This window comes from Pseudomonas sp. NBRC 111124, assembly GCF_001320245.1.
Classification (GTDB): Bacteria; Pseudomonadota; Gammaproteobacteria; order Pseudomonadales; family Pseudomonadaceae; genus Aquipseudomonas.
Genome location: NZ_BCBA01000057.1, coordinates 1 through 13958 on the forward strand (window position 1 = coordinate 1; position 13958 = coordinate 13958).

Consider the following 13958-nt stretch of genomic DNA (forward strand, 5'->3'; position numbering starts at 1 on the left):
CCGCCGCCCGGCAGTCATGGCTTAGAGCGGGTGCCGAAAGCCGTCGAATTAGGCTAGAATGCACGGCCTCTAAGCACACCCCTTCCTGAGGCTGTCCCGACGATGTTGATCCTGCGCGGCGCTCCTGCCCTTTCTGCCTTTCGCCACGGTAAATTACTCGAGCAACTGAGCCAGAAAGTCCCCGCTGTTACTGGTTTGTATGCCGAATTTGCCCACTTCGCCGACGTTGACGGCGAGCTGACCGCCGACCAGCAGCAGGTGCTGGGCCGTCTGCTCAAATACGGCCCGAGCGTGCCGGTACAGGAGCCGACCGGCCGCCTGTTCCTGGTCGTGCCGCGCCTGGGTACCATCTCGCCGTGGGCCAGCAAGGCCAGCGACATTGCCCATAACTGCGGCCTGCAGTCGATCCAGCGCCTGGAGCGCGGCATCGCCTACTACGTGGCCGGCAACCTGAGCGACGCCGACGCCGAGCTGATTGCCGCCGAACTGCATGACCGCATGACCCAGCGCGTGCTGGCCAAGCTGGAGCAGGCAGCCGACCTGTTCAGCCACGCCCAGCCCAAGCCGATGACCTCGGTCGACATCCTTGCCGGTGGCCGCGCCGCACTGGCGCAGGCCAACACCGACCTAGGCCTGGCCCTGGCCGAAGACGAGATCGACTACCTGGTCAGCGCCTTCCAGGGTCTCAAGCGCAACCCGAACGACATCGAACTGATGATGTTCGCCCAGGCCAACTCCGAGCACTGCCGCCACAAGATCTTCAACGCCAGTTGGGACATCGACGGCCAGGCTCAGGAAAAGAGCCTGTTCGGCATGATCAAGAACACCTACCAGATGCACAGCGAGGGCGTGCTGTCCGCTTACAAGGACAACGCCTCGGTGATCGTCGGCAGCGTCGCCGGCCGTTTCTTCCCGAACCCTGAAACCCGCCAGTACGGTGCGGTGCAGGAGCCGGTGCATATTCTGATGAAGGTCGAGACGCACAACCACCCGACCGCCATCGCCCCATTCTCCGGCGCCTCCACCGGCTCCGGCGGCGAAATCCGCGACGAAGGCGCGACCGGCCGTGGCGCCAAGCCAAAAGCCGGCCTGACCGGTTTCACCGTGTCCAACCTGCGCATCCCAGGCTTCGAGCAGCCATGGGAGCAGGCCTACGGCAAGCCTGAGCGCATCGTCGACGCCCTCGACATCATGATCGAAGGCCCGCTGGGCGGCGCCGCGTTCAACAACGAATTCGGTCGCCCGGCCCTGACCGGCTACTTCCGTACCTTCGAGCAAGCCATCGACACCCCTCACGGTGAAGAAGTGCGCGGCTACCACAAGCCGATCATGCTGGCTGGCGGCATGGGCAACATCCGTGAAGACCACGTGCAGAAGGGCGAGATCACCGTCGGCGCCAAGCTGATCGTGCTCGGCGGCCCGGCCATGCTGATCGGCCTGGGCGGCGGCGCCGCATCGTCGGTGGCTACCGGTGCCAGCTCGGCTGACCTGGACTTTGCCTCGGTACAGCGCGAAAACCCTGAAATGGAGCGCCGTTGCCAGGAGGTCATCGACCGCTGCTGGCAGCTGGGCGACAAGAACCCGATCGCCTTCATCCACGACGTCGGTGCCGGTGGTATCTCCAACGCCTTCCCGGAGCTGGTCAACGACGGTGGCCGTGGTGGCCGCTTCGAACTGCGCAACGTGCCTAATGACGAGCCGGGCATGGCCCCGCACGAAATCTGGAGCAACGAATCGCAAGAGCGTTACGTGCTGGCCGTGAGCGCCGTCGATTTCGAGCGTTTCCAGGCCATTTGCGAACGTGAGCGTTGCCCGTTTGCCGTGGTCGGTGAAGCGACTGAAGAGCCGCACCTGACCGTCAGCGACAGCCACTTCGGCAACACACCAGTGGACATGCCGCTCGACGTGCTGCTGGGCAAGCCGCCGCGCATGCACCGTTCGGTCACCCGCGAAGCCGAGCTGGGCGATGATTTCGACCCGAGCCAGCTGGACCTGGACAATGCCGTGCAGCGCGTGCTGAACCACCCGGCCGTGGCCAGCAAGAGCTTCCTGATCACCATCGGCGACCGCACCATCACCGGCCTGGTTGCCCGCGACCAGATGGTCGGCCCGTGGCAGGTTCCGGTGGCCGACTGCGCCGTCACCGCCACCAGCTTCGACGTCTACACCGGCGAAGCCATGGCCATGGGCGAGCGTACCCCGCTGGCGCTGCTGGATGCCCCGGCGTCCGGGCGCATGGCGATTGGCGAGACCATCACCAACCTGGCCGCCTCGCGCATCGACAAGCTGTCCGACATCAAACTGTCGGCCAACTGGATGTCCGCTGCCGGCCACCCGGGTGAAGACGCGCGCCTGTACGACACCGTCAAGGCTGTCGGCATGGAGCTGTGCCCGGAACTGGGCATCACCATTCCGGTCGGCAAAGACTCGATGTCGATGAAGACCAAGTGGAGCGAAGAGGGCGTCGAGAAGAGCGTCACCTCGCCGATGTCGCTGATCATCACCGGCTTTGCTCCGGTCACTGACATCCGTCAGACCCTGACCCCGCAGCTGCGCATGGACAAGGGCGAGACCGACCTGATCCTGATCGACCTGGGCCGCGGCAAGAACCGCATGGGCGCCTCGATCCTGGCCCAGACCTACGGCAAGATCGCCGCCCAGGCACCGGACGTCGACGACGCCGAGGACCTCAAGGCGTTCTTCGCCGTGATCCAGGGCCTGAACGCCGACGGCCACTTGCTGGCCTACCACGACCGCTCCGACGGCGGCCTGCTGACCACCGTGCTGGAAATGGCCTTCGCCGGCCACTGCGGCCTTGACCTGCAACTCGACCCGCTGACCGACAGCAAGGCCGACGTCGCCGCCATCCTCTTCAACGAAGAGCTGGGTGCGGTCATCCAGGTTCGCCAGGATGCCACCCCCGATGTACTGGCACAGTTCAGCGCCGCTGGCCTGGGCGAAGAGTGCGTTGCGGTCATCGGCAAGCCGATCAACAACGGTGAAGTGTCCATCAGCCTCAACGGCGAAGTGCTGTTCGACGACGACCGTCGCATGCTGCAGCGCCAGTGGGCCGAGACCAGCTACCAGATCCAGCGCCTGCGCGACAACGCCGACTGCGCCGACCAGGAATTCGACCTGTTGCTCGAGGAAGAAAACCCAGGCCTGTCGGTCAAGCTGGGCTACGACGTCAACGACGACATCGCCGCGCCGTACATCAAGAAGGGCGTGCGCCCGCAAGTGGCGATCCTGCGTGAGCAGGGCGTCAATGGCCAGGTCGAGATGGCGGCTGCCTTCGACCGCGCAGGCTTCGCTGCCATCGACGTGCACATGAGCGACATCCTCGCTGGCCGCGTCGACTTCGAAGCCTTCAAGGGCTTGGTCGCCTGCGGTGGTTTCTCCTACGGTGACGTGCTCGGTGCCGGTGAAGGCTGGGCCAAGTCGGCGCTGTTCAACAGCCGCGCCCGCGACGCCTTCCAGGCCTTCTTCGAGCGTACCGACAGCTTCGCCCTGGGCGTGTGCAACGGTTGCCAGATGATGTCCAACCTGCACGAGCTGATCCCGGGCACCGAGCACTGGCCGCACTTCGTGCGCAACCGCTCGGAGCAGTTCGAGGCGCGCGTGGCCATGGTCGAGGTGCAGAAGTCCAACTCGATCTTCCTGCAGGGCATGGCCGGTTCGCGCATGCCGATCGCCATTGCCCACGGTGAAGGCCATGCCGAGTTCGCCAGCGAAGAAGCACTGCTGGCAGCCGACCTGTCCGGTTGTGTGGCCCTGCGCTACGTCGACAACCACGGCAAGGTCACCGAAGCCTACCCGGCCAACCCGAACGGTTCGCCGCGTGGTATCACCGGCCTGACCAGCCGCGACGGCCGCGTGACCATCATGATGCCGCACCCGGAGCGTATGTTCCGCGCCGTGCAGAACTCCTGGCGCCCGGATGAGTGGCAGGAAGACGCCGCGCTGATGCGTATGTTCCGCAACGCCCGCGTGTGGGTGAACTAAGGCGTGTACAAGCTCGCCTTCTTTGTCCCGGCCAGCCACGTTGAAGTGGTCAAGGCCGCCGTGTTCGCCGCCGGTGGCGGGCGTATCGGCGGCTACGACCACTGCGCCTGGCAAACCCTGGGCCAGGGCCAGTTTCGCCCGTTGGACGGCAGCCAGCCGTTCATCGGGCAAGCCGGCCAGGTCGAGGTGGTCGAGGAATGGAAGGTGGAGCTGGTGGTGGCCGACGACCTGATTGCTCAGGTCGTCGCTGCCCTCAAGCAGAGCCACCCGTACGAGACGCCAGCCTATGAGGTCTGGCAGCTCGCCGAGTTCTAGACCGCATCAAGGCGCGTCGTGAGACACGCCACTCCCCCTCTCCCGGGCCTGCTCAGGCCGCTTCAACCAGGCGCAAGCCAGCAAACCTCACCTCGAACATCAGGCTATTGCGCCTTATCCTGCACGCTGGAAACCCACTGCTCGTTCCGGCTATGCCCACTGGTCCTCAACAACCCCAGGTCCAGCGCATTCTCGCCATCCGCCGCCCCTTTGCCCTTGGCCATCTCGGCAATCGCCGTGCCCAGATCCACCGGCGAATTGGACGCATCGATCGACACATCCCGCCGGTAGTCATTGCCATTGAGGGTTTCCTTGCTGACCGAGCTGGCACCGAGCGTGACCGCGCCCTTGGCCGACTGCAGGCGGGCGCCAACCAGTTGGGCATCACCGCCGACGTTCAAATCAATGCCGTCACTGCCCTTCAGCGCCGCCTGCTGGGCCACGGTGTCGCGCTGTACGTGCGACACCTCAAGGCTGAGGGTCGGCGAGAAGCCAGGGTCAGCCTTGCTCAAGGCCGAGCCGGCTTTTTCCTGGACCTTGCCACCCAGTGGCCCGGCCAGCGAGGTGGCGGCATTGATATAACCCTGCGGGTTCTTCTCCTGGCTCAGGCGTGCATCGCCCATCACCTTCAGGGTGTCGACGCTGTCCTTGCGGCTGGCAATGCGCAGGTCGCCATCGATCGCACCCGTGATGCGCCCAGCTTCCAGGCTGGCGCCTTCGATGCGCGTATCACCACGGCTTTGCAGGTCGATACTTTCGGCGCGCAGATTGCTGGCGTTCCAGGTTTGGTTGTCGCGCTTGTCCAATTCGACCTTGGCGCGGCCATGCAGGCCGCGGGTGTCGGTAGTGCCTTTGGCCATGTTGAAGCCGGCGCCGGCAGTGATGTCCAGGTTGTTGACGTGCTCTTGGTTGGAGGACGCTTCGATCAGCATCCCTCCGCTGGAGCTGTTGAGCGCGATCCGCTCGGCAGAGGCTTGCAGGCCTTCCAGGTGCAGGGCTTTCTCCTCACGTGCAGCGCTGCTGAGGGTCAGGTTGCCGGAGCTGCTGAACTGGGCATTGACCGCCTGGCGGGCATCTTCATCCTGCTTGCCGTGGCCAAAATGGCCGCCAATGGCGCCGCCTTTGGTCTCACCCAGCTTGGCTGCCAACTCCAGACCACCACCGAGTTTGCCGCCGGTGGCCTGCTGGGTGTCGTTGCCTGCCTTGACCTGCAGGCGACCGTCGCTTTGCACCAGAATATCGCCAACCTTGGCCTCGCGGCTGCCGATACGTGTCCCTTCGAGCAGCAGATCACCCGCGCTGCTCAGATGTACCTCACCTTTGGTGTCGATCTGTGCCACTTGTGCTTTCGTTTGCAGTGACTGCTGCTGCGCGTGGTCGAGATAACCTCGGCCGTCGACGCCGGTGTTGCCGGGGCGGTTGCCCACCTTTGCCCAGGCGTTGCCGTCGAGCTGGCGGCTCAGTTGCTGAGCGTGGTCGTTGGCCTGGGTCAGCGACAGGGTGCCAGCACTTTGGATGACCACATCGCCTTCGCCGCCATTGATGCGCGTGCCTTCGTATCGGCCATCGCTTCCCAGCTGAACCTGGATGCCCTGTTGCCCATAAAGGCTGCCTGGCACGGCGGTGCTCGCGATGGTTTGCTTGTCCAGCGAGCCTCCCGCGCCCGCGCCGCGGGCATTCAAGTCGCTGCCGGAGCTGGTATCGATGCGCAGGTCACCGCCAAAGGCCAGACGCTGCACGTTGTCCTCCTGGGTGTTTTCGGCGGCGCGCAGGGTGTGCGCTTGTGCGTCGATGTGCAGTTTTCCGGCAGCGGCATGCCAGGCAGTACCTTGGTCGTCGATTTTGTCGGCCTTGACCTCGACCTTCGCCCCCGACAGTTCGCTCACTTGGGCAATGCCACGGCGCTGGTTTTCCAGGCGCTTGAGGTGTTCCACGGTCATGTCGGCACCGGCGCTGGGCGCCACCATCGCGTCCTCCGGTGATGCCTGCTGGAAGCGCGCGGCTTCTTCGCCCAGCACCAGCCGCTCGATCGGCCGTGTCAGGTCGCGATATTCGACGCTGGCGCCGAGGCTGCCTGACCACTCGTTGCGGGTTTCTTCACGCTCGTGCGTATCCTGGACGGCTCGGTTCTCGATGCGCTTGGCAGTGACTGTGAGGGTGTCGCCTGCAGTGACACGTGCGGCTTCGGTAACCAGTTCGTCAGCATCGAGCTTCAGGTTGCCGCTGGCCTGCAGCTCGCTGCGTTGGGCCTTGCTGTCGCGTTCGGTCACCACCGTGCTGTTGTGATGGCCTTCGAACAGGCTGCCCAGACGGTCGATGCCGCCTGTGACGGTCAAACCGCCGCCGCTCTGGCTTGTGCCGGTGGTCGATTCGCGCTCATTGCGGGTGGCGCCCAGTGTCACTTGCTGGGCCTTCACGTCGAGGTCGCCGGCACTGGCCAGGACCTTGGAACCGTTGACCTGCAAGTGTGCTTCGCTACTCAGGCCAACCGTGGCGCCTTTGAGTTCGCTGGCGACCTGCGTGGAGTCGCGGACTTTTTCGTTGCTGCTGGTCACTTCATAGGCCACGCCCGCCGCATACTGTCGTGACTCTGGCTTACCGTCTTCGGCTTCCTGGGTTTGCCGGGCACTGGCAGTCAAACCACGTTGCTGGTTGCGGGTTTCGCTTTCGTTGACCGTTTGCGCGCTGGCGATCAGCACGTCGCCCTTGGCTTCGACCTGCAGGTGCGCACCGGCTTCGACCTTGGCGCCGTGGATGCGCAACTCTTCGGCGCTGGCCAGGCGCAGGTTGCTTTTCGAGGAGACATCGCTGATCAGTACCTGGTCGTTGTGGTTGGTGCGTTTCTTATCGCTGCCGAACAGGCCGAACACCTGACTGCTGCTGTCACGGTCGGTCGAGGTGCTGCTGGCGTGGTCAGGCTCGATCTTCAGCTGGCCTTTTTGGCTGTACAGCACAGCATCCTTGGTGCCGGTGACGGTACTGCCTTTGATGGTGACCTGGTCGGCGATCACGTCCAGTTTTCCGCCAGCGATCACCCGGCTGCCAGCAACTGCCTGCCCCTGCGTGTCATTGTCTTTACGATCACCAAAGAAAGCCCCGGAGACCAAGTCACCCCGGTAGTCGCGCTTGATGTGGGTATCTTGCAAGGCCATCGTGCTGATCTCCGCCTGCCCGGCCTTGATCTGCATATCGCCGCGGCTTTGCAGGGTGCTGCCGCGTACCTTGAGGATATTGCTCGCCTTGAGCGTCATGCGTTCGGCATTCAACTCACTGGCCTTGGCCGTTTCCTTGAACTGCTCGCTATCGCGATCCCCCCGCCACAGATGCTTGCGGTGGCGAATGGCTTCTTCGATGCGCTCGCTGTCCAGGCCGCCGGCAATGTCCAGGTCGCCGCCGCTGTCGAGGGTCAGTTCACCCAACACATTCACATCGGCGGCCACCAGTTGCATGTCGCCACCGGACTCCAGCAGCACACTGTCGCGGGCCAGCAGACGAGTGCCTTGCTGCTGGGTCTGAGTGGTGGTGCGCTTGCTGTCATAGGTTTCATAGGTGACAAACAGCGCCTTCTCGTTCCAGTTGTCTTTGTCTGTGTTGATCGACCGACGGGCTTCGGCATCGAGCGTGAGTTTTTTACCTGCCTTTATTTCGATCCGTTCAGCCTGGCCATCGGCACTGTGCAGCGTAAGGTCGTCAGCGGCACCAAGGCGCAGTGCACCGTGTTTGGTATTGAGCGTGGCGTACTGTTTGCCTGCGCCGCTGATCGTCAGGGTGCCGGCCGACTGGACGTCGATACCGTCATCCGCCTGGACGTCCACCGGCCCCATGCGTACGCCCGCGCCTTCGGCAGTGCTCACCACGCGAATGCGCCCGGCGCGCATGGCGCCAAACAGGTTGGCGTCGATGCTCGACGTAGTGCCCGGCAGGTGTTCGAGGATCTGGCCATCGGCATGGGCGATGCGATTGCGGCCGACGGTCACGTCAAGTTCGCCTTTGGCCATGAGCAAACCTTTTTGGTCCACTTTGGGCGCAATCAGCTCAAGGGCACCCTCGGCATTGCTCTGGCCGCCCTGGAGCACCTGCAAGGTGCCACTGGCGTTCAATGTGTTGAGGTTGCGCAGCTGTTCATCCTGCAACTCGGGCGTACCAACCACAAACCCTGCGCGGGTGGTGTTGATGAAACTGCCGCCATTGAGCGTGATGCCGTTGGGGTTGGCCAGGATGTAGTCGGCTGGGCGGCCGAATATTTCCTGTGGGCCTTCGATCAACGAGGCGTTGCGGCTGATCACCTCGTTGAGAATGGTCGATGCGGCCTGGCCCTGGAACTGCGGGTTGGCGGCCAGCGCGCCGGCCAGTTGCGACTGGCCTCCCTGCAGGGCGTTGTTCAGCACCACACCAGGGCTGGCGACGTTATAGTCATGAAACTGGTTGTGCGAGAGGCCACTGGCGTTGGGCGAGACGATATCGATCACGGGTACGCCATGGTCGTTGTTGATGATGGGTGTGCCTGCGGGGCCAGTGGCGGCTTCCAGCCCACCCTGCGCGAACGCGCTGGTCGGGCCGAGCAAGGCGAGAAAGATGGCCCAGCGCAAGGTATCCGGGCGGGTAGAGGGTAACTGCGAGAGTGTCTGCATGTTCTCGTTCTCTTTGTTGTGGGGTGAATCAGATGCTCAGGGCGCACTCCAGTACCCAGAAGCCAGGCTCCAGGCCGTGCCGGGACAGGTCGCTGGTGTAGAGGGCGCGTTGGTAGTCGAGGCGCACGCGGGTGTTGGGCAGGCTCAGCTCGATGCCGGCGGCTGCGCCTGCCAGGCGCTGCGAGGGCTTACCATTGGCTGGCCGGGTCCAGCCGACATCCAGGCCGAGGTAAGGGCGTATTTGCAGGGCCTGGAACCCGCTGGCCGGCAGCGGTTGGCTGAAGGTATTGCGCCAGGCTGCGCCACTGGCACCGGAGTAGGTGCGCAAGCGAAAGCCGCGGACCGTCGAATCGTCACTGGTCAGCAATTGCTCTACGGCGGGCAATGCGTCGTCGCTGTACTGCAGGGCCAGTTCGCTCTGCCAGCGCCAAGGGTTGTATGCCGGCCCCTGGCGCAGATGCAACACGCTGGCGCGGTACTTTCGAAAGTTCGGGCGCAGGCGTTCCACGCCCAGGGGTGAATCATCGGCAGCGAACCAGTCCAGGCCTTGGGCAACGCCCACATACCCGTTCCATAATCCGCTTTCGAGCCAAAGCAGGTTGATACCCGCTTCGACGCTGGTGAGTGTTGGGCTCTGCTGGGTCACAACGGCGCCTGCGCTGCGATTGATCAGCTGCTTACGGTCCATCCGTACGCTGGTGCTGAGCATCCCTTGCTGATTGCGCCATAGCACCCGCTCAAGGCTCAGGCCCTGGTAGCTGCTGCTGCCGCTGCTGGCTTGCCGGCTGTGGGGCAGCGGCGCGTCATAGTTCAGTTCGCTGGCGTTGAGGGCAAAGGTCCAGGGGCCGTAAGGGACGCTGTAGTACAGCGTGATACCTCGGCTCTGACCGGGGGCATGTAAGACGCTGGTGAGCACTGAAACGCGCAGGTCGTCATTCAGCCCCAGCGGGCTGTCCAGGCCAAGGCTCAGGTTCAGGCGGTGGCGGCCGGTCAGCTCGTTGCCGCGGTTGTCCAGGCGGCTGTCCAGGTGCCAACGTGAGCCGACCTTGCGGGGCTGCACCAGTACCCGGGTTCCGCCCTGTAATTCGCCAGGCAGCAAATCCATGCCCAGGTCATAGGCACGCAAGCGGTTGAGCTGGTCCAACCCCTGTTCCAGATCGGGCAGGTGCAGTGGCTGCCCCAGCACATTTGGAAAGGCGCCGCGCAGGGACAGCGGCAGCTCAGGGTCGGCGAGTTCGATCGATTCGACAAACCCTTCGACGATGACAATTTCCAGCGGTGCATCATCTTGCGGCTGCTGGCGTAGGTAGGGGCGACTGGTTGGATAGCCTGCCTGGATGTAACGCGCGGTGATGGCCTTGAGCAGTTGATTGATCTCGCCGACGCCCATGCAGGGCCGTACCCGATCGCGCAGTGTGGGTTCCAGGGCCTGGTCCGACAGTTGCTGGTTGCCGACAACGCGCACGCCGGTCACCTTCCAGCAGTGGCTGTCGACCGCCGTTGCAGCGTGTTGCGGATGATCTTCCGGTGAGGGCAGCTGCCGCCAGCGCATGAGGCGTTGCTGCTGTTCGATATGCCGTTGAGACTGCTGTTGGTCGCGCAATTGCAGGCTGGCGGGGTCATCAGCGCGAGCCGTTGGGGCGAGCAGCAGCACAGGCAGGCAGCAGATCAGCAGACTGCTGGCAATATGGTGCATTTGGCATGGCATGGAACACCCTCGCAAGTGACGTACGCATTACGTACTCATTTGCGTGGATGCTAAGAATTCATGCCTTCGGTTGGATGCAGTCCCCGGCCACTGGATGACGTAGGGAAGGTGTGCGTTGGAAGTATGAAAGGTCCTACAAGCTCAATCTGCTTGTAGGACTATCAGGGACGAATTTCGATCATGGTGCCATCGCGGACCAGTTCCCACACTTCCTGCATGTCGCGATTACGCATGGCGATGCAGCCATCGGTCCAGTCGAGGGTCTGGAAGTACCACTCGGGGTAGTCATCGTTGATCGGCGTACCATGGATCATGATCATGCTGCCGGCACTCCAGCCTTCGCGGGTAGCACGGGCGGCGTCGGTGATGTTCGGGTAGGTGATGTGCATCGCCAGGTTGAAACGGTCGCTTTCCTTGCGCCAGTCCAGCCAGTACAGCCCTTCCGGCGTCTTCTTGTCGCCTTCGCGTTCCTTGGCGCCCTTGGGCTGCTTGCCCAGGGAGATGCGGTAGGTCTTCAGCGGCTCGCCACGGCTGATCAGCTGCAGACGCCGCTCGGACTTGATCACCAGCACCTTGTCGATCAGCGGCTGCATGGCCGCCTGGGATTGCGACGGGGCCGGCGCGGGCGCTTGCGGCTTGCGAATGATGACTTCGGTGAAGGCCGCCTGGGACACCGTGGTAACGCAAAGGCAGAAAAGGGCGAACAACCAACGCATGAAGCAGTACCTGCAAGCTTAAGTGGTGGGCGATACGTTCATCGGCGGCAGGTATTCATGGCCTATCGGGTAGTGCTGCCTGATGCGGTCGCGATAATAGCATTCTAGTGTGCGAGTGACGGTGCGGAAAGCCAGCTCGCCCCACGGGACTTCGTGTTCCTCGAACAATTGCACCTCCAGGCTTTCGATACCGACAGCGAAATCCAGGTCGGCCAGCTCGGCACGGAAGAACACATGCACCTGGTTGATGTGCGGCAGGTCGAACAGTTGGTACAGGGCCATGTCCCCGACCCGGGCGCAGGCTTCCTCGACGGTTTCGCGACGGGCGGCCTGGTCGAGGGTTTCGCCGTTTTCCATGAAGCCCGCCGGTAGCGTCCAGAAGCCACGGCGCGGCTCGATGGCGCGGCGGCACAGCAGCACCTGGCTGCCCCAGGTGGGCAGCACCCCGGCGACGATGTTGGGGTTCTGGTAGTGGATGGTCTGGCAATACTCACAGACGAACCGCAGGCGGCTGTCGCCCTCGGGGATCCTTTGAATGACCGGCTGGCCGCATGCGCTGCAGAATTTCATGCTTTTCTTCCCTATGGACCGGGTTATCTTGGCGCGCCAGGCGGTGCTGCCGCAAGCGTGCGGGGCTTGGGTGCTTCGCGGCTTTGGTGCATCATGCAAGGCAGGCCTTGGAAACGAGAGTGCGCAATGCTGGACGAGCTACTTCGCCGTATGAGCAACCACCAACCCGCTTCACTGGAAACCGACCGACGGTTCCCCGAGGCGGCGGTCCTTTTGCCCATTACCCGCAGCGAAGCGCCCGAGCTGGTTTTGACCTTGCGTGCCAAGGGGTTGTCGACCCACGGCGGCGAAGTCGCCTTTCCCGGCGGCCGCCGCGACCCGGAAGACCCGGACCTGGTATATACCGCGTTACGTGAAGCCGAGGAGGAAATCGGCTTGCCGCCTGGCCTGGTGGAGGTGATTGGTCCGCTCAGCCCGCTGATCTCCTTGCACGGCCTGAAAGTGACCCCGTTCGTCGGCTTGATCCCGGATTTCGTCGAATACCGTGCCAACGATGCGGAAATCGCGGCAGTCTTCAGCGTGCCGCTGGAATTCTTCCGTCAGGACCCGCGTGACCACACCCACCGCATCGATTATCAGGGCCGCAGTTGGTACGTACCCAGCTATCGCTATGGCGAGTACAAGATCTGGGGGCTGTCGGCGATCATGATCGTCGAGCTGGTCAACCTGTTGTATGACGCCGGTATCAGCCTGCATCAACCCCCTGAGCGCTACATCGAAATCTGAGCGGGGCACACCCCGCCGTCTGCGTGAACCTCTGAGGAGCGAACATGAAATACCGCCTGGGCGACCATCGGGTCGACTGCCACCCCACCAGTTGGGCCGCACCCACCGCCACGCTGATTGGCAAAGTGCGCCTGCAGGCCCGTGCCAGCGTATGGTTCGGTGCCGTGCTGCGCGGTGACAACGAACTGATCGACATCGGCGAGGGCAGCAACGTCCAGGACGGTACCGTGATGCACACCGACATGGGCTCCCCACTGACCCTGGGCAAGGGCGTGACCATTGGCCACAACGCCATGCTGCATGGCTGCACGGTCGGCGACTACAGCCTGATCGGCATCAATGCGGTCATCCTCAATGGCGCGCGCATCGGCAAGCACTGCATCATCGGCGCCAACGCGCTGATCCCGGAGGGCAAGGAAATTCCTGATGGCTCGCTGGTGATGGGCTCGCCGGGCAAGGTAGTGCGCGAGTTGACCGAGCAGCAGATGCGTCTGCTCGAGGCCAGCGCCGCGCACTATGTGCACAATGCCGAGCGTTATGCGCGGGAGCTGGTGGTCGACGATGAGTGACGTTGCTGTTGAGCGGCCGGTGGCTTCGCCGTGCGTGAGCATTTGCGCACTGGACGAGCAGGATATCTGTACCGGCTGCCAGCGCACTGTGGCTGAAATCGGCCGCTGGGGACGGATGGACAATACCGAGCGTCGGGCGGTGCTGAAGCTTTGCCATGAGCGGGCAGTGGCTGCAGGGCTGATTATTGGGCACTGACTGCAAAATCAAGTAATCTGTGCGGCTTGCCCACAGATCACTCGCCATGTTCTATCTCATTGCCTATATCAGTAGCGTAGTGCTGATCAACTACGCCTTCTCCAGCGCCCCGCACCTGGACATCATCTGGTCCTGCTGGGGCGGGCTGGTGTTCATCCTGCGCGACATGGTGCAGACCCGCTACGGGCACGGCGCGCTGATCGCCATGCTGCTGGCGCTGGTGTTGTCGTACGCCACCTCGGAGCCGGCCATCGCCCTGGCCAGTGCCACTGCCTTCTTTGTCTCCGAACTGATCGACTGGCTGGTGTTCAGCATCACCCGCCGGCCGTTGCGTGACCGCCTGTGGCTGAGCTCGGCGCTGAGCATTCCGGTGGACACCTTTATCTTCTTCGGCATGATCGGCGCCCTGACGCCGGCGGTGATCGGCACCGCCATGGCCTCGAAATTCGCCGGTGTCACGGCCGTATGGCTGGCCATGGCATTTCGTGCGCGGCGGGCCGCTGTCGCGGGTTGATGGTGTAGAAT

The 13958-nt window shown here is 63.5% G+C and carries 10 protein-coding genes; 6 read left to right on the top strand and 4 right to left on the bottom strand.

Translation table 11 applies throughout. From position 1 onward, the window contains the following. Nucleotides 1–102: 102 nt before the first annotated feature. Nucleotides 103–4002, top strand: a complete 3900-nt coding sequence (purL, locus tag APH28_RS21590) for a phosphoribosylformylglycinamidine synthase (protein WP_060512560.1) — start codon at nt 103–105, stop codon at nt 4000–4002. A 3-nt stretch (nt 4003–4005) separates the two neighbouring features. Next, complete coding sequence (locus tag APH28_RS21595) at nt 4006–4317, top strand: hypothetical protein (RefSeq protein ID WP_060512561.1); 312 nt, start codon at nt 4006–4008, stop codon at nt 4315–4317. A 104-nt stretch (nt 4318–4421) separates the two neighbouring features. Here APH28_RS21595 and APH28_RS21600 read toward each other — a convergent pair whose 3' ends face one another. The 4 genes from APH28_RS21600 to APH28_RS21615 all read right to left on the bottom strand — a co-directional run bounded on the left by APH28_RS21600 (nt 4422) and on the right by APH28_RS21615 (nt 11942). After that, entirely contained in the window at nt 4422–8948 is a 4527-nt protein-coding gene (locus APH28_RS21600; RefSeq protein WP_060512562.1) for a hemagglutinin repeat-containing protein, read from the bottom strand. Between the two features lie 28 nt (nt 8949–8976). Next, nucleotides 8977–10656 carry a ShlB/FhaC/HecB family hemolysin secretion/activation protein gene (locus APH28_RS21605; RefSeq protein WP_060512563.1) on the bottom strand — a complete coding sequence of 560 codons (1680 nt, stop codon included), beginning with the start codon at nt 10654–10656 and terminating at the stop codon, nt 8977–8979. A 161-nt stretch (nt 10657–10817) separates the two neighbouring features. Further along, complete coding sequence (locus APH28_RS21610) at nt 10818–11372, bottom strand: murein L,D-transpeptidase family protein (RefSeq protein WP_060512564.1); 555 nt, start codon at nt 11370–11372, stop codon at nt 10818–10820. 18 nt (nt 11373–11390) lie between these two features. Further along, nucleotides 11391–11942: an NUDIX hydrolase gene (locus APH28_RS21615; RefSeq protein ID WP_060512565.1), complete on the bottom strand. Its 552-nt coding sequence runs from the start codon at nt 11940–11942 to the stop codon at nt 11391–11393. Between the two features lie 126 nt (nt 11943–12068). Between APH28_RS21615 and APH28_RS21620 the strand changes: the two genes are divergently transcribed. The 4 genes from APH28_RS21620 to APH28_RS21635 are packed head-to-tail and all read left to right on the top strand — an operon-like array spanning nt 12069 to nt 13947. Continuing rightward, the gene (locus tag APH28_RS21620) at nt 12069–12668 is read left to right on the top strand and encodes a CoA pyrophosphatase (RefSeq protein WP_060512566.1); all 600 of its coding nucleotides are present in this window, start codon (nt 12069–12071) and stop codon (nt 12666–12668) included. A 44-nt stretch (nt 12669–12712) separates the two neighbouring features. Continuing rightward, nucleotides 12713–13237 (top strand): gamma carbonic anhydrase family protein, encoded by a 525-nt coding sequence (locus tag APH28_RS21625; protein ID WP_060512567.1) that lies wholly within the window; start codon nt 12713–12715, stop codon nt 13235–13237. Further along, on the top strand, nt 13230–13433 hold the full coding sequence (locus tag APH28_RS21630; protein WP_060512568.1) for a DUF1289 domain-containing protein: 204 nt from the start codon (nt 13230–13232) through the stop codon (nt 13431–13433). Before APH28_RS21625 ends, APH28_RS21630 begins: the two co-directional genes overlap by 8 nt. A gap of 46 nt (nt 13434–13479) precedes the next feature. Further along, nucleotides 13480–13947 carry a VUT family protein gene (locus APH28_RS21635; protein ID WP_060512569.1) on the top strand — a complete coding sequence of 156 codons (468 nt, stop codon included), beginning with the start codon at nt 13480–13482 and terminating at the stop codon, nt 13945–13947. Nucleotides 13948–13958 lie beyond the last annotated feature (11 nt).

What these genes read in the sequence shown, in the direction of transcription:
- purL (WP_060512560.1), top strand. Translation starts at nt 103, where the DNA reads ATGTTGATCCTGCGCGGCGCTCCTGCCCTTTCTGCCTTTCGCCACGGT.
- APH28_RS21600 (WP_060512562.1), bottom strand. Translation starts at nt 8,948, where the DNA reads ATGCAGACACTCTCGCAGTTACCCTCTACCCGCCCGGATACCTTGCGC.
- APH28_RS21605 (WP_060512563.1), bottom strand. Translation starts at nt 10,656, where the DNA reads ATGCCATGCCAAATGCACCATATTGCCAGCAGTCTGCTGATCTGCTGC.
- APH28_RS21610 (WP_060512564.1), bottom strand. Translation starts at nt 11,372, where the DNA reads ATGCGTTGGTTGTTCGCCCTTTTCTGCCTTTGCGTTACCACGGTGTCC.
- APH28_RS21615 (WP_060512565.1), bottom strand. Translation starts at nt 11,942, where the DNA reads ATGAAATTCTGCAGCGCATGCGGCCAGCCGGTCATTCAAAGGATCCCC.
- APH28_RS21620 (WP_060512566.1), top strand. Translation starts at nt 12,069, where the DNA reads ATGCTGGACGAGCTACTTCGCCGTATGAGCAACCACCAACCCGCTTCA.
- APH28_RS21625 (WP_060512567.1), top strand. Translation starts at nt 12,713, where the DNA reads ATGAAATACCGCCTGGGCGACCATCGGGTCGACTGCCACCCCACCAGT.
- APH28_RS21630 (WP_060512568.1), top strand. Translation starts at nt 13,230, where the DNA reads ATGAGTGACGTTGCTGTTGAGCGGCCGGTGGCTTCGCCGTGCGTGAGC.
- APH28_RS21635 (WP_060512569.1), top strand. Translation starts at nt 13,480, where the DNA reads ATGTTCTATCTCATTGCCTATATCAGTAGCGTAGTGCTGATCAACTAC.